At 41.3% G+C, this 23,262-nt stretch carries 18 protein-coding genes and 1 pseudogene; 14 read left to right on the plus strand and 5 right to left on the minus strand.

The window, feature by feature from the left end; genetic code table 11:
* The 5 genes and pseudogenes from V7L29_RS30795 to V7L29_RS30815 form a co-directional block, all read left to right on the plus strand.
* Positions 1-1,606 (plus strand): annotated as a pseudogene (locus V7L29_RS30795) (CHAT domain-containing protein); the annotation flags it as partial.
* Positions 1,540-2,970 carry a CHAT domain-containing protein gene (locus V7L29_RS30800; RefSeq protein ID WP_334737873.1) on the plus strand — a complete coding sequence of 477 codons (1,431 nt, stop codon included), beginning with the start codon at positions 1,540-1,542 and terminating at the stop codon, positions 2,968-2,970. The pseudogene V7L29_RS30795 and the gene V7L29_RS30800, both read left to right, overlap by 67 nt.
* Before the next feature lie 3 nt (positions 2,971-2,973).
* Positions 2,974-3,351: a hypothetical protein gene (locus tag V7L29_RS30805; RefSeq protein ID WP_334737874.1), complete on the plus strand. Its 378-nt coding sequence runs from the start codon at positions 2,974-2,976 to the stop codon at positions 3,349-3,351.
* Entirely contained in the window at positions 3,348-4,862 is a 1,515-nt protein-coding gene (locus tag V7L29_RS30810) for a hypothetical protein (RefSeq protein ID WP_334737875.1), read from the plus strand. The genes V7L29_RS30805 and V7L29_RS30810 overlap by 4 nt, the downstream gene beginning before the upstream one ends.
* Positions 4,863-5,255: 393 nt before the next feature.
* Entirely contained in the window at positions 5,256-5,726 is a 471-nt protein-coding gene (locus V7L29_RS30815; RefSeq protein ID WP_334737876.1) for a tellurite resistance TerB family protein, read from the plus strand.
* 156 nt (positions 5,727-5,882) lie between these two features.
* On the opposite strand, the gene V7L29_RS30820 is transcribed toward V7L29_RS30815, so the two are convergent.
* Complete coding sequence (locus V7L29_RS30820) at positions 5,883-6,482, minus strand: hypothetical protein (protein ID WP_334737921.1); 600 nt, start codon at positions 6,480-6,482, stop codon at positions 5,883-5,885.
* 234 nt (positions 6,483-6,716) lie between these two features.
* Here V7L29_RS30820 and dacB point away from each other — a divergent pair, with 234 nt between their 5' ends.
* The gene (gene dacB, locus V7L29_RS30825; protein ID WP_334737877.1) at positions 6,717-8,189 is read left to right on the plus strand and encodes a D-alanyl-D-alanine carboxypeptidase/D-alanyl-D-alanine endopeptidase; all 1,473 of its coding nucleotides are present in this window, start codon (positions 6,717-6,719) and stop codon (positions 8,187-8,189) included.
* Positions 8,190-8,475: 286 nt separating this feature from the next.
* Here the strand turns inward: dacB and V7L29_RS30830 are convergent, their stop codons facing one another.
* On the minus strand, positions 8,476-8,982 hold the full coding sequence (locus V7L29_RS30830; RefSeq protein WP_334737878.1) for a GNAT family N-acetyltransferase: 507 nt from the start codon (positions 8,980-8,982) through the stop codon (positions 8,476-8,478).
* A gap of 339 nt (positions 8,983-9,321) precedes the next feature.
* Here V7L29_RS30830 and V7L29_RS30835 point away from each other — a divergent pair, with 339 nt between their 5' ends.
* From V7L29_RS30835 to V7L29_RS30855, 5 genes are all read left to right on the plus strand, one after another.
* Positions 9,322-9,777, plus strand: coding sequence for a helix-turn-helix domain-containing protein (locus tag V7L29_RS30835; protein WP_334737879.1), 456 nt, complete (start codon positions 9,322-9,324; stop codon positions 9,775-9,777).
* Between the two features lie 165 nt (positions 9,778-9,942).
* Positions 9,943-10,989: a zinc-dependent dehydrogenase gene (locus V7L29_RS30840; protein WP_334737880.1), complete on the plus strand. Its 1,047-nt coding sequence runs from the start codon at positions 9,943-9,945 to the stop codon at positions 10,987-10,989.
* 81 nt (positions 10,990-11,070) lie between these two features.
* The gene (locus tag V7L29_RS30845) at positions 11,071-12,384 is read left to right on the plus strand and encodes an inorganic phosphate transporter (RefSeq protein WP_334737881.1); all 1,314 of its coding nucleotides are present in this window, start codon (positions 11,071-11,073) and stop codon (positions 12,382-12,384) included.
* 624 nt (positions 12,385-13,008) lie between these two features.
* On the plus strand, positions 13,009-15,342 hold the full coding sequence (locus V7L29_RS30850) for an EamA family transporter (RefSeq protein WP_334737882.1): 2,334 nt from the start codon (positions 13,009-13,011) through the stop codon (positions 15,340-15,342).
* 187 nt (positions 15,343-15,529) lie between these two features.
* Positions 15,530-15,655, plus strand: a complete 126-nt coding sequence (locus V7L29_RS30855) for a hypothetical protein (RefSeq protein WP_334737883.1) — start codon at positions 15,530-15,532, stop codon at positions 15,653-15,655.
* A 1,459-nt stretch (positions 15,656-17,114) separates the two neighbouring features.
* Here V7L29_RS30855 and V7L29_RS30860 read toward each other — a convergent pair.
* A complete protein-coding gene (locus V7L29_RS30860) occupies positions 17,115-17,336 on the minus strand; it encodes a hypothetical protein (RefSeq protein ID WP_334688787.1) in 222 nt (73 codons plus the stop codon).
* Positions 17,337-17,417: 81 nt separating this feature from the next.
* On the opposite strand from V7L29_RS30860, the gene hetR reads away from it, so the two are divergent.
* The gene (gene hetR / locus V7L29_RS30865) at positions 17,418-18,317 is read left to right on the plus strand and encodes a heterocyst differentiation master regulator HetR (protein ID WP_334688788.1); all 900 of its coding nucleotides are present in this window, start codon (positions 17,418-17,420) and stop codon (positions 18,315-18,317) included.
* A gap of 749 nt (positions 18,318-19,066) precedes the next feature.
* On the opposite strand, the gene V7L29_RS30870 is transcribed toward hetR, so the two are convergent.
* Positions 19,067-19,741, minus strand: coding sequence for a hypothetical protein (locus V7L29_RS30870; protein WP_442944297.1), 675 nt, complete (start codon positions 19,739-19,741; stop codon positions 19,067-19,069).
* Between the two features lie 461 nt (positions 19,742-20,202).
* Here V7L29_RS30870 and rpsD point away from each other — a divergent pair, with 461 nt between their 5' ends.
* Entirely contained in the window at positions 20,203-20,811 is a 609-nt protein-coding gene (rpsD, locus tag V7L29_RS30875) for a 30S ribosomal protein S4 (RefSeq protein ID WP_334688789.1), read from the plus strand.
* 95 nt (positions 20,812-20,906) lie between these two features.
* On the opposite strand, the gene moaA is transcribed toward rpsD, so the two are convergent.
* Positions 20,907-21,893, minus strand: a complete 987-nt coding sequence (gene moaA / locus V7L29_RS30880) for a GTP 3',8-cyclase MoaA (RefSeq protein WP_334737884.1) — start codon at positions 21,891-21,893, stop codon at positions 20,907-20,909.
* 315 nt (positions 21,894-22,208) lie between these two features.
* On the opposite strand from moaA, the gene V7L29_RS30885 reads away from it, so the two are divergent.
* The gene (locus tag V7L29_RS30885; protein ID WP_334737885.1) at positions 22,209-23,255 is read left to right on the plus strand and encodes a hypothetical protein; all 1,047 of its coding nucleotides are present in this window, start codon (positions 22,209-22,211) and stop codon (positions 23,253-23,255) included.
* Positions 23,256-23,262: the final 7 nt, after the last annotated feature.

Raw genomic sequence — 23,262 nt, forward strand, 5'->3', positions numbered from 1 at the left:
TGATTGGGCAATGACGCAAAATAATCTGGGGAATGCTTACGTTGAGAGAATATTAGGAGAGCGAGCCGAGAATATTGAAAAAGCGATCGCAGCTTGTACAGACGCACTCGAAGTAAGAACCCGCAGCGCCTTTCCTGTTGATTGGGCAATGACGCAAAATAATCTGGGGAATGCTTACGTTGAGAGAATATTAGGAGAGCGAGCCGAGAATATTGAAAAAGCGATCGCAGCTTATTCTGCTGCACTCGAAGTTACAACCCGCAGCGCCTTTCCTGTTGATTGGGCAAGGACACAAAATAATCTGGGGAATGCTTACCGTGACAGAATATTAGGAGAACGAGCCGAGAATATTGAATTCGCGCTCAAGGCTTGTTCTGCTGCACTGGAAGTTAGAACCCGCAGCGCCTTTCCTAAAGATTGGGCAAGGACGCAAAATAATCTGGGGAATGCTTACCGTGACAGAATATTAGGAGAGCGAGCCGAGAATATTGAAAGTGCGATCGCAGCTTGTTCTGCGGCACTGGAAGTATTAACCCGCAGCGCCTTTCCTGTTGATTGGGCAATGACGCAAAATAATCTGGGGATTGCTTACCGTGACAGAATATTAGGAGAACCAGCCGAGAATATTGAAAGTGCGATCGCAGCTTACTCTGCTGCACTCGAAGTTAGAACCCGGAGCGCCTTTCCTAAAGATTGGGCAGCGACGCAAAATAATCTGGGGGAAGCTTACCGTGACAGAATATTAAAAGAACGAGCTGAGAATATTGAATTAGCGATCAAGGCTAATACAGACGCACTGTCAGTTTATACCCGCAGCGCCTTTCCGGAAAATTGGGCAGCGACGCAAAATAATCTGGGGAATGCTTACGATAGCAAAATATTAGGAGAACGAGCCGAGAATATTGAATTAGCGATCAAGGCTTATACAGACATACTCGAAGTTTACACCCGCACTGCCTTTCCCCAATATTGGGCAAGGACGCAAAATAATCTGGGGAATGCTTACAGTGACAGAATATTAGGAGAACCAGCCGAGAATATTGAATTAGCGATCGCTGCTTATACAGACGCACTGTCAGTTTATACCCGCAGCGCCTTTCCGGAAAATTGGGCAGCGACGCAAAATAATCTGGGGAATGCTTACGCTCAGAGAATATTAGGAGAACCAGCCGAGAATATTGAAAAAGCGATCGCAGCTTGTACAGACGCACTCGAAGTTAGAACCCGGAGCGCCTTTCCTGTTGATTGGGCAATGACGCAAAATAATCTGGGGATTGCTTACCGTAACAGAATAAAAGGAAAACGAGCCGAGAATATTGAATTAGCGGTCAAGGCTTATACAGACGCACTCGAAGTTAGAACCCGCAGCGCCTTTCCTCAAGACCATGCAGAAACTTTGTTAAATCTCGGCAGGTTATACCAAGACGAAAAACAATTTAACTCAGCTTACAATATCTTTGTTAAGGCAATAGAAACAGTAGAAGCTTTGCGGGTTGAAATTGCTTCTGGCGAAGAAGCCAAGCACAAACAAGCAGAAGAATGGAATCAGCTTTATATACGCATGGTGGAAGTTTGCCTAGCATTGGCAAGAGATACCGAGGCATAGAATATATTGAACGTAGCAAAACCCGCAATTTAGTAGAACTGTTAACCAAAGCAACATTAACGAGTCCAGAAAAATTGCCTTCAATTGGTAGCAGCATCCAATTTTCAGAAATTAAAAACCTCTTAGATAACGAAACAGCAATCATCGAATGGTACATTTTTAATGATTGTTTTCGGGCTTTCATCATCACCCGCGACAATGATAAACCAGCAATCTGGCATTCTAGTCAACAAGACTTAAATGCCTTAATCGATTGGACAAATGAATATTTGATTGACTACTACAACCCGCAAGACCAACAATATAAAGCCCAATGGCAGAATCAGCTAGAAGAACGCCTAAAAAAGTTATCAAAAATTCTGCATATTGAGGAAATATTATACCAAATACCCAAATGTTACAGATTAATTTTTATTCCTCATCTCTACTTACACCTGTTTCCTCTCCACGCTTTTCCTGTTAAAGAATCATACCTAATTGACTTATTCCCCAAAGGTGTAAGCTATGCACCCAGTTGTCAACTTCTCCAACAAGTCCAACTGCGTCAGAATCTTGATTTTAAATCTTTATTTGCCATCCAAAATCCCACACAAAACTTATACGAAGGAGATTTAGGAGCAGTTGCAGCCATTAAGAAACAGTTTATTGAACATCAGATTTTGAAGCAAGACCAAGCCAAAAAATCAGCAATTCTCTGTATTAATGAAAATCCTCACAATGTCACACTACATGAAAAATTGCTGAAAGCTAATTGTGTTTTTTTCTTCTGTCATGGATACTTTAACCCTAATTATCCCGAAAATTCAGCATTACTATTAAAAGATTGTTTTGTCTCTTCAGAGTCAGTTAAGGTAGATTATAAACATTATATACCTGTACCTGGAGATGAAGATATAGCAGTGGATTTGACAAAATGCTTAACTTTAGCAGATATCATTACTCACTTCAAACTAGAAAACTGTCGCCTAGTCACTCTCTCTGCTTGCGAAACTGGTTTGACTGACTTCACAAGCACCAGTGATGAATACATTGGTTTACCCAGTGGTTTTTTGTTAGCTGGTAGCACCAATGTAGTTAGTAGCCTTTGGACTGTCAATGCTACAGCTACAGCTTTATTGATGATAAAATTTTACGAAGAGCTAAAGGAGAAAAGTAATATTGTATTAGCTTTAAATAGAGCACAACGTTGGTTAAAAAATACAAATGTCAAAGAATTTCAAGATTGGGTGAGTAAATCCTCACTAAGTATAGTTTGCCAGATAGAAATAAATCGATACTTTTATAATTATGAAAATACCTCAACCAAACCCTTTGAATCACCTTTTTATTGGGCTGCTTTTTGTAACATAGGTAAAGGAGTTTAGAAAATGTCAGTTTATAAAAATAGCATTTTAGCTTTTATTCAAGTGCTTGACTCTCAATCGAAATTGATTCCAACTCAAGACTGGAATGAATTGCAGCAACTACCTAGTCAGTTACCAGACGACGATGAGGAAATCTCAGAAATCATAGAAAATTGGTTGAAACCAGAATCCCGTAGTCAACTTCTAGAAGCTTACAAGCAAAATCTGCAATCACTCAGTGCTGCATCTCCTATTGATTTAGATAAAAACTTAGGAATAGCGAATAGTAAATCACAAACTCCAGTCAATCAACCTAGTGAATCATCTAAGGAACTTCTAGAAAATACGATAAAAAAGAACTCTCCTTTATCTGACAATACAAAATCCAATCAAAAATCGTGAAGAATTTCAGCCTTAGCCTCTATGCTTTTCATTTACGCAATACCCTAACTGAACTTCCCGATGAAGTTGTGCCATGTGCTAATCTCTTGTGGAAAAATCTGGTAAAAGTGGGTGAAACTTCGCTGACTTTTGTTGGGTTGAAAGATTTACGCTCAAAATTAATTTGTTATCAAAATGGTAAATACGACCCGAAGCGGGAACAAGGAAGAAAAACAGAATGGTTAACTGATTCGGGAACTTTAGATTTGGGTAGTCTCCCTACAACAGAAGGCTTTAAAATTAATGCTAATCTTCAGCCTTTCTTGCTTAACGATACCTACGCAGTTGATTTAACTCTGGTTCCAGAACCATCAAATATCTCGATAGATATACCACAACTGCAACATTTTAAGTCAAGTTCTTTACTACCATCTAATATTCAAGCATCTTTAGGACAAACATTATGGATTTATGGAGAAGTAGATCCAAGTGAAGATTGTGATGTACTAGCTGAGAAATTTGCCAAAGCGTTAGTAGCCGGTACAAAGTTAAATCCTGTAGAAAAACAACAGGGAGAACTGTTTGGTAGTCTTTTATTTAAATACCAAGCAATTGACCCCGATGAACCAGATAATCCTGCTAAACAATGTCATATTTTAATAGTCATTAATAATAGTCAAGCTTCAACAGGAACACTTGCAGGAAAAGCCTATGACCAGTTGCGAAGTTTACTCGTGAGCTACCACAAAATACTTTATATTTATCAACTAGCTCGTCAACGCTACGGAGACGCAAGAAAAATTTACAGCGATTTAGAAAAAAATAAAATCCAAAAATTTAACAGTCTGATATCAAAAAAATCAATAGACTTAGCAGACTTAGCTGGCTTAAAAAAGTTAATGGGAGAAATTTTCAAAAAAAACTTTGACTACACCAGATGCTTGCAAGATTTACAAACGCACCACACAGCAATTACTACTAATATTACTAATTACAAAATTTGTTTAGATAATATTCAAACTATTGGTAACGGAAAGAGTCCCCAATTTTGGCAAGATTTTATTAATAAGGACTGCAAGAAATGGCAAGAACAAATACAAACAGATATTAACTATCTCACTCCAGGTCAAAAAATATTTGGAGAGATGGTTTCTACTATCCGAGGTATAGTAGAAACAGAACAAGCAGAACGCGATCGCATCTTAAATAATAACATCCAAATATTAGGTATAGGCTTTGGCGGTGGTGCGATCGCCTCTGGTATAATCGTCCAACACATCGACAAAATCAACCAACCTTTAACGGCGATATCTCCCAAGAATCCACCCCATCCGTTTTATGCATCTTTATTGTTGAGTGTTTTAGCCACATTCTTTTTTATTGGCATAGGTTGGGTGATAACTAACAGGACTTACGCAAAAATTGCTAAAAAGCTTAACAGGACTTACGCAAAAATTGCTAAAAAGCTTAATTTATCGAACCGCCAAGACGCCAAGAGCGCCGATAATTCGGAGAGTGTGCGTAAGTCCTAAACTAAATGCCAATATTATCCTAGAGATAAGAAGTAAATAGAGAAATGATAGAACTCTTGTAAAGACGGGATTATATCAGTTTGCAGTTGATTGAGTCTAATAAAGACCTAACAAGAACAGCCCCTTCCCTGCTAGCGTTGGGGAGTAAGCCTCAAAGCCTCTCTCCTAAGAGGAGAGAGGAATGGAAGTGAGGTCAAAGTCCTAAAAATCTTGATAATTCAAGAAAATTTAACCGTTTTTATCCGCCGAGGAATGTATCCTCGGCGGATTTTTGATGAAAAAAAGATTCATACCAATGTATTTCTCCCCATTCTTTTGGGAATCATAAGAGGAAGAATTACAAACCGTAAGGTATTACTTCCTGAAATATTACATAATTTTTAAAGGATAATTATGTCTAAACGCAATTTGCCCAAAGACCGTAGCACCAATTCAGTTGCTCTAGAACCAGAAGTTGCGATCGCAATCCTTGGGTTGTTTTCCGCAGGGGCTGATGGTGAAGGTATTTCTTCAACAGAAGAATATGCTTTGAGTGAATTTCTTAGTCAAATTGACTTGTTTGAAGATTACTCCGATGAAGACTTTGAAGAATTGAACGAAAAAGTCGTCAGCTTGATTGAAGAAGAAAAACCAGAAGATTTAATCGCTCAGTCCATCGAATCCTTACCCAATAAACGTTATCGCGAAGCTGCATACATCACAGCTATCTTAGTGGTAGGCATTGATGAAGAAGTACCCGAAGCTGAACAAGATTATATCTCTGAGCTTCAGGAAGCCTTAAAGATTTCAGACGAACGCGCACAGGAACTTATAGACGGAGTGTTCGGAGAGGAAGAAGAGGAAGAAGAGGAAGAAGAGGAGTAATCTTTTTTGAGTTGCAGCCTCAGTCATCTACCATCTTTAATTGGGGTTGCTAATTTAGAGTATGAAATAATTTTGTTTGAGTTAATTTTTTCAGATTCCCAACTTCTTCATGAAGTCGGGAATCTTGCACGTTATCAAAATTAATCCAATAGACCACTAATTAGAAATTGATACATTTTTAAATGCGGCTGTATCTGGCACAAAAATGTCCAAATTATTGATACTATCGGGAACTCTTAGCCAGATATAAGCATCTGCGGAGGCTTGTGGACGTACTTGGAACAAAGAAACGCTTCCTGTTGAGCGATTAAGAGCAACTCCTTTGTAGGTTACGCTAGTGTCAGGATTGCGAGCTGTTGTACTAGCAACCGATATAATATCACTACCAACAACTCCGTCTGTGGCAAGGCGACGAATACGCATTTGCACATTTACCACATCACGGTTTCCAGTTTCTGGATCTTTAATTCGCTTTGCTGAAAGTAACTCAACTTCTGCCTTTTTGCCAAAAGCAGGCTGCACAAATTGACCAGGGCTAATTGCTGAGGTTGTAGCAGTGGCTGGCAATGATGAAGCCGTAGCTTGGGGAGAAGTTGTAGCTGTACGACTTGGCACTTGAATAGGAATGGTGTTAGTGACTGTATTATTGGCATTTAGTGTCTGCCGTAGCATGAAAACTTCGTAAGCTACATAGCCGCTACATCCTAAAGCCAAAGTAGAGAGTAATACAGCTACACCAGATAAAAATGTACTCACACCATTGCCTCGATTCCGTATTTGTGTATATTCAGGTTGACTTACGTTTCTATTTTGTAGTCCCATAAACTATGTTTGTGCGTAGGCGCAGCCCGTCGTAGACATCGCCCACCTATGAAATATGCAAACATCTTCCTTATACTGATTAAGTAACTTTACTGAGCTAATTCTTCTCTCTCCGGAAAGAAGTTGTTAGCAAGATAAAAATATCTATCTTTAGGATAAGGAGTATTGGTGAGACTTAAGATTTTAAATCAACCACTGGGTGTTTTGTTAATATTTTTGACTAGCCAGATAGGATTTAGTTCTAGAGTTGCGAAAGCACAAACCCCAGTTGCACCAACAACTACCACAAAATCAATTTGCTCTACCCGACTGGGAACAGCTATAGATGCTGTAATCAATCGTCCCTTATTCAGTCGGGGGCGCTGGGGAATTTTGGTGCAACCCCTGTCAACCGGGACAACTCTTTACAGTCGGGATGCTCAGAAATATTTTACTCCCGCGTCTAACCTCAAGTTGCTGACAACGGCAGCTGCATTGCAGCAGTTGGGTGCTAATTTTCGGATTCGCACTTCAATTTATCAGAATGGCAATGGTGTTTTACGTGTTGTCGGTAGGGGAGATCCCAGCTTAAATGATACTCAACTGCAAACATTGGCACATCAGCTAAAACAGAAAGGTATTACCCAAATTCAGAAGTTGATAGCTGATGATAGTTATATTCAAGGGGATATTGTTAATCCTACCTGGCAATGGGAAGATGTGGAGTCAGACTATGGCGCACCAGTCAGCAGCTTTATTCTAAATCAAAATATTTTTAGCTTAAAACTTGTACCACAGGCTGTAGGTAAATCTTTACAAGTGCTGTGGATTGATGCTGGCGAGGCGAAACAGTGGCGGACAATTAATCAGTCAGTAACCGTTGCCCAAAATCAACCAAGCTACGTTAACGTTACCCGCGAATTATCAGGAACAGTATTACGAATTCAAGGACAACTGACAACAAATTCTGAACCGTCTTTAATAGATTTGCCTGTAGTTGACCCTAATTATTACTTCTTACGGCGCTTCCGTACTGCTTTGGCAACAGAAAAAATTACCTTGGGGCAAACATTAGTAGTAAGTGGTGGCGTTAATCAAGAGGAAATAGCATTTGTAGAGTCGCCACCTTTATCTGAATTATTAATGGAAACTCTTCAGAATAGTAATAATCTTTATGCTGAAGCACTTCTGAGAACATTAGCTGTAAAAAAACCCAGAATGAAAAATCAGACTAGCGCTGATGTCGGTTTAGAAGTTGTCAAAACGAGTTTAACTCAATTGGGAGTTAATCCAGCAAATTATATTTTAGTGGATGGTTCGGGTTTATCACGTCGTAACTTAGTGACACCAGAAGCTTTTGTACAAACTTTGCGAGGAATAGCAAGAACACCAGCAGCATATGTATATCGCGCATCTTTACCCGTGGCGGGTAAAAGTGGAACTTTGAAGGGCCGCTTTGAAAACACCTCTGCTGAGGGCATTGTGCAAGCAAAAACAGGTACGTTAACGGGTGTAGTTTCTCTATCTGGATATATAAATGCGCCTAAATATGAGCCATTAGTTTTTAGTATTATCGTGAATCAATCGGAACAACCGACAACAGTTGTGCGCCAAGCTATTGATGAAATTGTTGTGTTGTTAACACAGTTACAGCGTTGTTAACAAATGTTTAGAAATGCAAAATTTCGCGTCTCTACATTTGCCTACTATGGCAACTAATTGAAGCGATCGCAGTATATAAGACTCATATTTGATTTTTGAAAAAAACTCAGTACACTTTTATTCCTTCTTCCCAGTCCCCAGTCCCCGGTCTTCACGAGTAATTCAGGAATCAAATCGGATTACTATAGGATGATTCAGATAGACAAAGATAGCGAATTTCGCCGTTGTATTTGGATAGATATATCGGCAATGAACAGATCCACTCAAACCTTGCAATCCCACAACTTCAAGCTGTGGGAATGTCAATAATTCTGAGTCCCATGATTACTAAGTCGCGTTCAACGCTGTCAATTTCGGCAACTTTAGGTAAATGTCCCCAATGCTCAAAACCAAACGTTTCAAAAAGTTTTAAACTGGGTTGATTGTGGGCAAAAATGAAGCAGACTAGAGTCTTTAAACCCAAACTAGGACTTTCGCTAATTGCTTGTGCTAATAGTTGTCGTCCCAAACCACACCGATGAAAGTTAGGGGCTATGTAAATACTAATTTCGGCAGTCGTACTATAGGCGGGCCGCCCATAAAAGGATTGGAAACTAAGCCATCCAGCAATTACTCCCTCTACTTCGATTACCCAAAGTGGGCGTTGTGAAGGCGATCGCGCCTTAAACCAAGGAAGGCGACTTTCCACAGATACTGGCTCTAAATCAGCGGTTGCCATCCGGCTAGGAATTGCAGCATTATAAATTGCCACAATAGCAGGCAAGTCAGTTTCAGTTGCATGGCGAATAGTCATTGCTACCGTCTTGGAGTAAATCTTGAGAAAATATTCAAAAATAATATAGCGTTACGATAACATTCCATTATCAGATGACGAAAAAAATGATTATTTAATTAAAGATGCTTTGAAACTTGCAGAATTAGGAAAAGTTTCAGAAATATTCAGACACATTGAACCAGCAAGAGTTAGACAATATTACAACCAGAAACAAAAATCAGTTACTAAAGATAAAGAATACTCTCTCTAAAAATCATCTATTTTTTACTCCTGGAATATGGATAGGTGCTTGATTTTTATTTCGTTTATTGCGTTTGTGTAATACAATAAAAACAAAATACCAAGCTAACCCTCTTTATGAATACCTTCCTATCTAACCAAAATCTGCTTATTGATTCCAGCATGATTACAGAAGGCGAAGCGGAGGCTATAAAGGAACTTGAACACATACTCAATCAGGAAAATAGTCAACTAATATTAGTCACAGCAAACGGCGAAGAAATGACTATTACTGATTCTGTATTTCGTGTATTACGCCAAGTAGTGCAGGCAATGGCATTAGGTAAAAATGTATCTATAGTTACACATAATCCCGAACTAACAACACAACAAGCGGCTGATTTGTTGAATGTGTCACGTCCCTATCTGATTAAATTATTAGAGCAGTGTGAGCTTCCTTATATTATGGTAGGAACTCATAGACGGGTGAAATTTGAGGATTTAAGAAAATATAAACAGCAAAGGGATACTAAACGTAGACAACTGCTAGATGAATTAATAGGCGAAAGCCAAGAGTTAGGATTTTATGAGTAAGGTGTTCTCATTTATTTACTGAGTATTATGTATCGTGCTGTGCTAGATTCTTGTGTACAGTAGAGAAGCACCAAGATTTACAAACAATATTAAATCCCAAACTTGATAACCTAACCTGAGCCACTAAATGTTACATCTAGTATCGTTGAGCGGTGAAAAACCAACGTGAAAGCACAAGTATTTAGAGGCGTCAATCAACTGTCTTACGAAGATATCCCAGTTCCAACCCTAGAACCAGATGAAGTGCTGGTACAGGTGCGGGTAGTGGGGTTGTGTCAGTCAGATATTAAAAAAATTCGTTATCCACTGTATGAACCGCCGCGCATTTTTGGACATGAAACTGCCGGCATGATCGCAGCATTAGGCAATGATGTCAAAGGTTGGCAAGTTGGACAAAGGGTAGCGGTGATGCACCACATCCCCTGTATGCGTTGCGCCTACTGCCTAAATGATAATTTCTCCATGTGCGATGTTTACAAGAACATCTCCACAACCGCAGGCTTTAACGCCAGTGGCGGCGGTTTTGCTGATTATGTCAAGGTTCCCGGACATATTGTCCAAAATGGCGGGTTAATTCCCATCCCTGATAACATCAGTTTTGAAGAAGCTAGTTTTGTAGAACCGACTAACTGCTGCTTGAAAGCTGTGAAAAAAGCCCAAATTGCCCCAGGACAAACTGTGTTAGTTACTGGTGCTGGGCCAATTGGGTTAATGTTCATTATGTTGGTGAAGTATTTCGGAGCAAAAGCGATCGCCACCGATTTACTACCCTCTAGAATCGAAAAAGCCTTGAGTGTCGGTGCAGAGGCGGCTTTTGATGCTCGTGATCCCGATTTACCAGCAAAAATCCATGCCCTAACTGGTGGACTGGGTGTTGATGTTACCCTGCTGGCTGTTCCTAGTGATAAAGCTTTCTTTCAAGCACTTGATTGTACCCGCAAAGGTGGCAAAATCTTGTTTTTCGCCGAATTCCCTGATGAGGTGGAAATTCCGATCAATCCTAATATCCTCTACCGTCGAGAAATTGACTTGATCGGCAGTTACAGTTCATCTTATCGGCTTCAGAATCTATCAGCTGATATTGTATTTAATCAGCAGATTGACGTGCAAGCATTGATTAGCGATCGCTATCCATTAAAAGATTTATCAGCGGCTGTGGAAGTTGCGATCGCACCCACACCGGATACTTATAAAATCTTAATTTATCCCTAAAAGGGAAATGAGGGGGATGAGGAAGCAATTATTCTCCCCCTGCTCTCCCTGCTCCCTCGTCTTTTTGTTAAATTCAAAAAAATGCTTATTACCCAAGTTGTAGTAGCTCTACTAGCTTTCTACGTCGCCTGCAATCTCGGAGCAAACGATGTTGCTAACGCAATGGGAACCTCTGTAGGTTCCAGAGCTGTTACCCTCAAACAGGCACTAATAATTGCTGGGGTATTAGAGTTTACAGGTGCTGTATTGTTTGGGCATGAGGTAACCCAAACTCTAGCGACGAAAATTGCTAATCCCGCCTTATTCGCTGCTACGCCTCAAATATTCGTTGTTGGGATGGTAACAGTGCTAGTTTCCTGTGGTGTGTGGTTGCAAATTGCCACATCACGCAGTTTACCTGTATCCTCTTCTCATGCGGTTGTTGGTGCGATCGCCGGATTTAGTTGGGTAGCTTTGGGAGTAAATGCAATTGATTGGTCATCAATTGGCTTAATCACTATTGGCTGGATTTTAACGCCGTTAATTAGTGGTGCGATCGCCGCTTTATTCTACAGTCAAATCAAGTACTGGATTTTGGATCAACCTAATCAAGTAGTGCAGTTACAAGAGTGGATTCCCTGGTTGAGTACTGTACTGCTAGGTGTATTCGGTGTAATTGTATTACCATCGCTGACTGAACCACTAACCAATTTTGTAATTGAGCTTGGTTTTACAATCCCTGCTTACGACATTCCACTGTTAACGGGTACAGTAGCAGCAGTTGGACTGACAATCATTAGTTGGCGACAGTTAGGGGAGACGGGGGAAGGGGGATTAGAGAAAAAATTTTTACCCCAAACTCAGGAATTACCATCAATCCAAAATACTAAATCTCAAATCCAAAATCCCGTTGAGCGCCTATTTGCGCGATTCCAACTGCTAAGTGCTTGCTTTGTAGCTTTTGCTCATGGTTCTAATGATGTGGGAAATGCGATCGCTCCTTTAGCTGCGATCGTCTACATCAATCGTACTGGTAGCGTACCTACAGATGGTATCACTATCCCCATTTGGATTTTAATCCTTGGTGGTGCTGGTATTGTTGCTGGTTTAGCTGTCTGGGGTAAAAAAGTCATCGCCACCATTGGCGAAAACATTATTACCTTGCAACCTAGTAGTGGATTTTGTGCCGAACTTGCTACTGCTACCACCATCCTCATCGCCTCCCGGCTAGGTTTACCAGTCTCCACCTCCCACGCTCTCGTCGGTGGTGTAGTTGGTATTGGACTGGTGCAAAATATCAAGTCGATTAAATTCAAAACACTAAAAGGCATTGCTGCCGCATGGCTAATTACAATCCCCGTGAGTGCTATTCTTAGCGCTGCCATCTTTAGCATCGCCCGGATTTTATTCTTCTAAGAATTATTAATATTTTCCTAACTTTTTCTTCTACTGCATCTACTCAAAGTAAAACCTAGACTGCAACAACGCCAAAAAAGCGTGCTTTTGCAGAATTGCTGCTAATTCATTAGAATGTTGTGCAGGGGATAGCGTAACTTTGAATTTCCACAGAAAGATACTTTAATCTTCATTTAGAGATGTAAACTGTCACACAAGTTACATTCCATACGAATTTACAGTTAGTTTCGCAAGTCAGACAATTTTGTGGCGGTGTTTGGCGATAAGTCGATTTACGCCTACGCGCACGCATCTGCAAGTATTTGCCAATCACTATTGGCAGCAAAACAATAAATATTTATTTGGAATGAGATTTCTTTAAAAGTAAAAATCTCATTGGCAAATATATTGATGGAAATTAAATTGACTAAATACTTGTCAATGCTGAAGAGAAGACCGTCTAGTAAGCAGTAGAGCAAATTTGATGCTTTGCGAAGCTGTGTCTAGTATGACAGAATTACGTTGAAATGCGGAAGTACTGTTAAAATTTTTAATTTATCTGACAAAATACAGGAAATTAGGATGAGCGCCAATAAAGTGTACCGGAAGCAGCTTTATCGTCAAGGTGTTAGAGGTTAGAAGTTAATGGGGCGATTCGAGAAGCAACCAGAAAACCCAAGAGTTAGAGGCGAGCTACCCAGAGCAGCAGAAAATGCTCTTTGGGCTGTAGTTGAAGACTTAGAAAATCTTCAGCAGAATGTCCTCAGAGGATTGCAGGAAGACGTAAAGCGCCTTCAGTCAGAAAAAAATCGGTTATCTGATGACATTCAAAGCTTGGTAGAGGAAAAAGAGCATTTACAACAAGTGCGCCAAATCACTGAGCAGCAAGTGTTAATTCGTCAACTGGCAGAAGTTCTAGCAAAGCATATATCTTCACAACTGCAATCCTCTCTGGCAACTTTAGCTAACCAAACCATAGAGGGCAAATCTTACGAACAAGCTGCGCTGAAGTCCGCCGAAGTGAGCAGCAATGTAGTAGGTGAAATCAATGAAAAAGTCGAACACATGTTTGACAGCCTGGATGATACCGTTACTGTTACCTTTAACTCGCTGCAACAGGAGCTGAAGAACTATCAAAGTAATCTTTCCCAACAGTTGTCACGGATGTATAGCCAGCAGCAGCAAGGGGAAACGATTTTGGCGGAGTTTGTTAATCGCCTGCATGGAGAACTAGAAAAAACTATAAAAGAAACTTCACGCAAACCAGCAACAGCAGGTACACCGACTGTTTTGCAGTTTACGGAGCCAGAGAAAAACAGTTCTTTTGAGACATCCCCACCACCGTTTGGCGAAATAATAAAAAATTCCTCTGAGCCAATTTCCCCGATCCCTAATAAATTTTCACAAGGGGAAACGACATCACAACCTCCAGTTGTTAGCGAAAACGCCGCGAACCCAATTCCTGTTCCCAGCAAAGACTTGTTTCAAAGGGAAACTAAATCAGAGCCGACTACTGTTAGAGAAAATACCGCGAATTCAATTCCTATTCCCAGCAAAGACTTGTTTCAAAGGGAAACTAAATCAGAGCCAACTGCTGTTAGAGAAAACGCCGCGAACCCAATTCCTGTTCCCAGTAGGGACTTGTCCCAAACGGAAACTAAATCAGAGCCGACTGCTGCTGTAGTTCCGCCACCAAAGGACAATGCCACCGAACCAATTTCTGTCTTCAATAAGGACTTACCGGAAAACAAAACTACATCAGAGCCTCCGACTGCATCCGTGCTACAGCCGAGAGCAATACAACCTTCACAAAGGAGAAACGCTGCTGAACCAACTTCTGTTCTCCGCAGAAACGGATCACAGAACAAAGCTAAATCCTCATCTCCAACTGCGCTGGAGTCGCAGCCAAAAGCAAAACCTCCAGAATCCCGATCGCACAATTCCTCAGGGTTATCGCCGCTCCAAATTGGTTTCTTGCTGATTGTCTTATCGGCAGTGGTATCGTCGCTTTACAACGTAGCCATCAAGGTAATTTTCCACGAAGGTTCCCAGATTTTTGGAGTATTAGAGGTAGAGCGCTTGCTAAGGCCGACTTTGGGCAATACTCTGTTAATTTTGACGCTAAGATTTATGGTAGTAGTACCACTGATGGTACTGTTGTCTCCCATACTGCATCCTCGATTGTGGCAAGACTTGGAAAACTTGGCCGCTTCAGTCCGAGGAAATCCCACATCTGCTAATGCAGCTACCAAGCAGATTTTACTGTTGTCGATTGTGAGTGGGTGCTTTTTGTTTTTATCTCAGGTACTAATCTACATTGCGATCGCTCAAGTCACGACTGGAATGGCGATCGCACTGTTCTTTGTCTATCCGATGGTTAGTGGTCTATTGTCGTGGTTTCTGTTTCGCGATCGCCCCACTCTATTCCGCATCGCTGCGATCGCCGCGATTTGCTGCGGTGAATTGTTGGTTTTAGGAGGTTCTCCCAGCATAGGTATAGGTAATACTTCAATGGGAAGCAGCGCCGCTATTCTTTCAGGTGTAGCTTTTGCTGCCTACATAATTTTGACGCGGGTTTGTGCTAGCAAACTGCATCCCGTGACTTTTACTTTAATTAACTTCGCTACCATGTTGTTGTTGAGCTTTATCTGCTTGATGCTACCTTTACCAGGCAGTTGGAACTTGGTAGTTGACCCCTCTAAGATGCTGGAACTGGTTTTAAGCGCGTTTATTTTGGGTGTGCTGACTCTTGCCGGCTATTTACTCAACAATGTTGGTATTAGTAAACTAGGTGCTTCACGCTCGGCGCTCATCGGTGGTAGCATCCCAGTTTTAACCGTGATTTTTGCTGGGTTAATCATTCAAGAAAATTTGGATATCGTGCAAATTCTGGGAGTGTTGTTAGTAACCTTTGGCGGGGCTGCTTTCAGTTTTGAAACAATGCGAAATCAGGTTAAACCTTCTAGTCCTACCAATTAAATGACGAGTTCAATCAGCTTAAGTGTGGTGGGAGCTACTTTACCTCCCATCACTCTTTGCGTCAATCCTGACACCCACTTGTAACTTCTCTAAACTAAGCTAAACCATATATAGTTTGCATAATCTGAAATTGTACATTTCTTGTGGGGTGGGCGGAAAAGCCCGCCCAATATATGCTTTCTCACATGTGGAACAGCTTAATGCGATCGCAGGTATTCCATATATCCCTGAATATTTCTACTCATTTCGAGTGAACGAATCGCACCTTCGGGCTAAAAGCCACGAAGATTCTAGCCCGTTTGACAACAAATAAATTTGCCGTTAGCGCTACATCTGTGCTTCTTTGAGACAGAGTTTTGCGCCTATCGCGTAAGCCGATAATATATTTTACGGATTTAGCCTGATACAGGTGGGGATAACATTTGTATATAGCGCAGTAATCAAACAGGACTTCACTTGTAATATATTTTTATAGATTTAGCCTGATACAGCTAGGGAAAACACGTATATATAAGCAGTAGAGTAGTACTGGCTCAAGCAATTGAGCACGAGTACTTGCTCACACAAGAGATTGGCAAGGAGTTAAGACCATTGCAGCACATTTTGCAACTAGAAGATGAAGAAGTAGTACAAGTGTTTAGAGTAACCCGTTTTTTTAGTGTGGGAGACTAAATAAGTGGGCAAGAATAAATTAAACTATGTTACGCAATATAAATTGATTAAATTGTCTCCCAGTAAGGGTTTCAGCCATATTTAAGGCTGAAGCCGCTTACTATAAACCTTTATTTATTCACGCCAACTTATTTATTTAGGTTGGTGAGATGGTATATTTATTTCTGTCGGTCTGTAGTAATCAATTTGGTCTGCGATCGCTCAGATGTCTAGAGAAAGAAGCTTATATTGTAGCCTACTGCGAATTATCTTCCTTTTTTAGCAGCAAAGTATCTACACAATTCAAGTCTCTCAAATATATAAAACAGCGAGGTAAAAACATACTTGAAAGTAGCCAATGAATTAGTTAAATCATGAAGTTTTAAAATTTTTTCATGAAAAAAATATAAATTCATTGAGCAAAAATCTCTAAATAATCATCAGATGGAATTCAATATGTTTTATTCTAGGTATGGCTAGTAACTAATTATTCGGTTATTAGTATGATAAATAAAGCCTGATGACTATGCGATTAATTCAGACTAAATCGCAGCTTTTTGGGTCAAATTATTAACCCAAAAAGATAATTAATAATCGGATTTTAAGTAAAAATAAAAATATTATCAAACCATGATTTAATCAGAAGATAGATTATTTAAATACTCATTATTTAGGAAAGTTTAAAATATATAAAGTTATTCCAAATTCAAAAAACAATGATATGATAAGGAACGAAATTTGAAAAAACAACAGGTATTTTGAAATTGGAATTATTTGCTGTATTTGATGTCTACTATCTTCCCTCAAGCCAACGGCTTATATTGCCGAGACATCACTGGAGGTTGTGAACAAGATAATAGTTGACAACGAGCCGTGTGGCTCAACCTCTAAATATGGCTACACCTGGTAAGCGATTTATTTTTAGACTACCCCCAATTATTTCTAGCTATCTGTGTACTAAAAATAATTCGCCAAAGCTGAAAAAACCATCTTTTTTGAGTAACAGATATTCCAGATGAACCGCGCAAACTAGTTTTTACTCCAAATCGCCATAGTGCCATAATTAGGTGTAAGTAGCTTGACGTTGTTGCTCTTGAAAGATGAAAAAAACTCCAGAGAACTTAGAGGCTTTGTAGATTACTTGCAACACAGTTGACTTTTGGGGCGTAAACCGCCGTCAATCTCAACTTGGTGATATCTGTAATTTTCCGGTCAGATGCACAGACAGTTATAGTAACAACCACCGAATCTGCTTGTGTACCATAAAATATGCGAAAACGGTAGTTTGCGCTACCACTGATTTCATAGTTATCGCATACTAATATAGTCTGAAGTGAAGACATTGCCTTTAGCCAGGTGTATACTACCTACCATTTTTCACTCGATTAAAAACTGTGTAAACGTGCTATTCAATTGTCTGTAATATGAGTAACGACATAGATCTGATCAAACGTCTTGACCCCAGTGCGATGGATCAGATCATGCTTTATCTGGCTTTTAGTGCCATGCGGACGAGTGGGCACAGGCATGGGGCATTTTTAGACGCAGCCGCAACAGCAGCAAAATGTGCAATTTACATGACCTATTTGGAGCAGGGACAAAACCTGCGAATGACAGGGCATTTGCACCACCTAGAGCCGAAACGGGTAAAAATTATTGTAGAAGAAGTCAGACAGGCGCTCACAGAAGGCAAACTGTTAAAAATGCTGGGTTCTCAGGAACCTCGCTATTTGATTCAATTGCCTTATGTCTGGCTAGAAAAGTATCCTTGGCAACCAGGGCGATCACGTGTTCCTGGTAGCAGTCTGACAAGTGAAGAAAAAAGACAAATTGAGCAAAAACTGCCAAGTAATCTACCTGACGCCCAGTTAGTTAGCTCTTTTGAGTTTCTGGATTTGATTGAGTTTTTGCACAAGCGATCGCAAGATGACTTGCCACCCGAACACCAAATGCCTTTGAGTGAAGCTTTGGGTGAGCATATCAAGCGCCGTCTACTCTACTCAGGCACAGTAACACGCGTTGATTCTCCTTGGGGAATGCCCTTCTACGTTCTTACCCGTCCTTTTTATGCCCCAGCAGACGATCAAGAACGCACTTACATCATGGTGGAAGATACCGCCCGGTATTTCCGGATGATGAAAAATTGGGCAGAACGGCGACGAAATGCCATGCGCTTGCTGGAAGAACTTGATATCCTCCCAGAAAAAATGGAGCAGGCTATGGAAGAATTGGATGAAGTTATCCGTGCCTGGGCAGATAAATATCACCAAGACGGAGGTATTGCGGTGATTTTACAGACGGCTTTTGGCGAAAAAGAAGACTAGCGCCATTAGGCGGAATTCAAAATTTAAAAAGCTGAGAAAGTAAGCTTTTTACTAATTTTGTCCCTTGCTTAACATTAGGGATCTGGTTGCTCTATTTACATTGTAATACTGTACTAGTAGTACAAAAGTCACAAAATTGCTTGTGACTTTTGTATTGTTAAGTATTTAGTTTGCTTGACACTCTTCTACTTAGAAGAAGGAAGATTCACAACGTATCCCTTGCAGAATGTTATCCAGATTGTTTTACAAGTTCTCCAGCTCACCTAGTTTGTCAAATTGGACCAAGTGAGATTTTCATTAACTACGTCTTTCCGCGAGAATATCGTATACTTTTGCAGAGTTGCCCGATAAATTTTTATGTCTTGTACTGACATGGATATTTTAACACTTGACGTGCCAATTTTAGATTGAAGAATTAAAAATTATTTCGGTTCATGCGCCGTCCTTATGGACAAAGCAAATCCAAAATCCCAAGTTTAAAATCCTCAAGCCTCGTACCTTTGTGGTCAAAGCTAACCCTGTTAGAGGCAATCCAAAATCCTTGCATTGGTTGACGCTGATTTTAATCAGCGATTGCCCTACATCTGACGAATGTAATTACCGGAGTTTTGGGCTTCTCGTCTACCTGATAATTTGCTTTTCAGAGGGCAATTTTAGCGGGTTTTAGATGAGTAGTGTCGCTCCAATCAGAGTAGGATGGGCATTACAATGCCCATCCTACTAATTAACTAACCTACCATCCTTGTAATTTAATTGGTGCCGGGTTGCGCTGGAACAACCGGTTGTGTTGGAACAAGCGGTTGTGTTGGAACAAGTGGTTGCGTTGGAAATGGAGTAGTCTCTAAACTTGGACTTGATCCCGTAGGTATTAAAGTCGGCGGTGTAGACGAAGATGAAGCACCGATAACGCTGTCACTAGCACTAATACAAGTATCCAATACCTGGGTAGGGGGAAGGTCGATTTGACCGCGCAAGCCAACTACACACTGACCAAAGCGCACGGGCAACAAACTGCGACCACAGTAATCTAAAGCTGCCGGATTAATTGCTTCCTGAGTACTTGAACTGACGCCGACTACACAGGTAGCTAACTCCTCAGGACGTCGGGCCTTTCCACAATAGGAAAGCGCATCTGTGGCGGCAATTTGAGTCTGCTTTTCAATTTTAACCACGCAAGCAGCCAAATCTCTTGGACGTAGTGCCTTTGCACAAGCTTGTGATGCCGCTTCTGCCGTTACACCCACCTTCAAAACGCGACCCGCACAGACACTATAATCATTGCTGTAGGAGGCAGCAACAGCCACATTAGGCAAGATCGTTGTCAACCATCCAGCTATAGCCAAAACTGGTACTGTTAAAATCCTGAAGGTGGAACTGCCTTCTTTGTTCTTACCTCTGTTAACCACTTTTTTGCTCATTGACATTGCCATTCTCCAAACACCCAAAGTTATGCTAACTCAAATATTTGAAAAATCCTCTGGAATAAAAGAATTTCAGCAAAAGCAAGGTATAGATATAATTAATTATGCCGGAAATTGTGTTAATATAACTGTTTGAAAGATAAGTAGGCAACGTAAAAAGTATTTCAGAGTAAGAATACTGCGTAAACCAATCTGATGATTGAGTAGTCTACGAAACTAAATAAACACAAAAAACTTATTGGCAAGAGTACGGCGGGGCACGTCGGAATTCAGGCTTGGAAGCTAGTGCGTCGGCTTAACCGACTTAAAGCAACTGGTGCAAAGAAGCTGCCTCTACATTGGTAGGATACGTCATACCAAGGCAAGCAGCCTCAAAGAACCAAGAATTCTCTGATTTCTAATCAGTGGAATGTCAAAATTGAATGTTTGCGTAAAGTTTAAACAGGATTAGATTAAGGAAACTCATGTCCCGATATAGAGGGCCACGCCTCAGAATTGTCCGTCGCTTGGGCGACTTACCAGGATTGACTCGTAAAAGCGCCAGACGCGCTTACCCGCCAGGTCAGCATGGTCAGAACCGCAAGAAGCGCTCTGAGTATGCTATCCGTCTAGAGGAAAAGCAAAAGCTCCGCTTCAACTATGGTTTGACTGAAAAGCAATTGCTACGCTATGTGCGGAAAGCCAGACGTGTTACTGGTTCTACCGGACAAGTGCTGCTGCAATTGCTAGAAATGCGCTTGGATAATACCGTTTTCCGGTTGGGTATAGCCCCGACTATTCCAGCAGCTCGTCAACTGGTGAATCACGGTCACGTAACTGTTAACGGTCGTGTAGTTAATATTGCCAGCTACCAATGTCGTCCTGGAGAAGTAATTGCGGTCAGGGATCGGGCACAATCACGGAAGTTGGTGGAAACTAACTTGCAATATCCCGGTTTGGCCAACCTCCCCAGTCATTTGGAGTTTGACAAAAATAAGTTGGTTGGTAAAGTCAACAGCGTTATTGAGCGAGAATGGGTGGCACTACAAATTAATGAACTACTTGTAGTGGAATACTACTCACGACAAGCGTAAGTAGAGACGCGATTAATCGCGTCTGTACAGGAGTTATGAGTTATGAGTTGAAAGACGATAATTCCTAACTCCTCACTTCCAACTCCTAACTATTTTCATCCGCCAATTTGCGACATTGTGCGGGTATATGTACCTAAAACGCCAGAATCGCGCTCTTTAAAGTTAATTTCTGGCTTGATTTTGAGTAAATGCCTGACTTGCTCTTGTAATTGAGCGGTGCTTATACCAGAACGCAGAGCAGTTTTTAAATCTATTTGACCAGTTTCGTTCAATAAACAGGGACGTAGCCAGCCATCGGCACTCAGGCGCATCCGATTACAACGATCGCAAAAACATTCTGACATCTGGCTAATAAATCCCAGTGTCCCCTTCGCACCGGGAATTTGAAAGACATCAGCAGGGCCAGCACCACGAATTTGAGATTCTGTCAAGCTCCAGCGATCGCAGATACGTTGTCGTAACTCGGCTGAAGATACCCAACCGCGATCGCCAAACAAATGCACATTACCAATGGGCATAAATTCAATAAATCGAACGTGCCACTGTTTGTCAATTGTCAGGGCAGCTAAATCGAGAATTTCGTGATCGTTGACGCCAGGAATTACCACCACATTCAGCTTCAGGGGGTCGAATCCGACGCGATAGGCAGCTTGAATCCCATGCCAAACTTGTTGCCAACGAGAACGGCCCTGATTACCGATAATTTGGTCAAAAATGTCGGGATCAAGAGAGTCAAGACTAATATTAATTCGTCGCAGACCAGCATTGTAAAGGTTTTGTGCCATCGGAGCCAGCAAAAACCCGTTGGTGGTCATTGAGAGGTCTTGAGTTTGGGGGAGAGTTGCGATCGCGCTTACCAAATCCACCACCCGCGGACGCAATAAGGGTTCACCCCCAGTCAAACGAAACCGATTAAAGCCTACTGGAATAAATACCTCTTGAATTAAGGTGAGTAGTTCCTCATCACTCAACAGCTGTTGCTTGAGAATATAGTCCAGTTCTACTCCCTCTGGCATACAGTACTGACAACGAAAATTGCAGCGATCAATTAAGCTAATGCGGAGGTAATCTACCTGGTTCATCGTTTTATTTTTATCCCTTCCTACTATACTAATCCGCTTTGATTTTTTAAATTATTTGCGTGGTGCGCGTTCGCGAAGCGTCTCGCAGAGAAGCGCAGCGCAAGCGCGATAGGCAGGGAGTAGGTAGAGACGCTACTCGTCCCATCTCTACGGGAATAGGGAATCAGCCTTTTCGAGGTGTAGGTCGTTTTTTCACGCAATCAAATAGGAGTCCTATATATTTATTGTAATTCAAAATACCTTACTCCCCCTTAAGTGAGAGTCCACAGATTGTGGCATAATAAGCCGATCGCGTCCACTAGTTAGTCATCAATCGTGCAAGACACCGACTCCATTAACGACCTTGCTGCTGCCTTACAACAGCCAGTAGATATCAGCTTTGAACTGCCCGATCCAGAAGATGAACAGATTCTAGAGTCAGATTTTCAACAGCAGCTAGAAATAGCTTGGCAGGTATGCGATCGCTTTGATTTGCAAACTGAAATCTGGCGGGGGCGAATTTTACGGGCTATCCGCGATAGAGAGAAAGTCGGTGGTGACGGACGCGGTACGGGCTTTCTCCGATGGCTAAAAGAGCGAGAAATCAGTAAAAGTCAAGCATATTCCTGGATTCAACTGGCGAATAGTGCCGATACTCTCATCGAAGACGGTAAACTTGATCCCGGAACTGTGAACAACTTCAGTAAACGGGCTTTTGTCGAAACCTCCAAAGCATCCCCCCAAGTGCAACAGATGGTGAGTGAAGCCGCACAAAAAGGTGATCGCATCACCAGGCGCGAAGTGCGTCAACTCAACGATGAATGGACAGCCATGTCCTCAGATTTATTACCCGAAGCAGTTAAGGAAAAAGCAGCAGATAACACCCTTCCCACACGCTACATCGCCCCACTGGTGAAGGAAATGGAAAAACTACCAGAATCGCACCAAAAATTTATCCAAAAGGAAATTGCTGCTAACCCTGATGTGGATACCCTCAAACAGGTAACTAACGAAGCGCGAAACTTGGCGAAATATCTTAAAGGAGCGGCTCAAGTTCAGGCGCTAACGCAAGAAGATGTTGACATTGAAACAGCCTTAGAAGAAGCGCAAAGAGTTGGCTGTTTGAGCATAGCTGCTGATTTGGTAAATCAAGCATCGCAAATCGAACAAACGATCGCTAAACTTTACATGACTTGGAAACGGATTGGTAATTTAGCAGATCGATTATATGTAGATACAGGTGCAAGTACACCCAACTTGCGATCGCTCCTCACTTGCTTGGAACCTCTGGGTGGTGAAATTATGGAATTGCAACTTAGTGGCGCGACTGAACACACTGTACGTCTGCAAATTCAGGAGACGAGTCAGGGAGTGGGGAATTAGGAGTTAA

The organism is Nostoc sp. (assembly GCF_036916575.1).
Lineage (GTDB): Bacteria > Cyanobacteriota > Cyanobacteriia > Cyanobacteriales > Nostocaceae > Nostoc.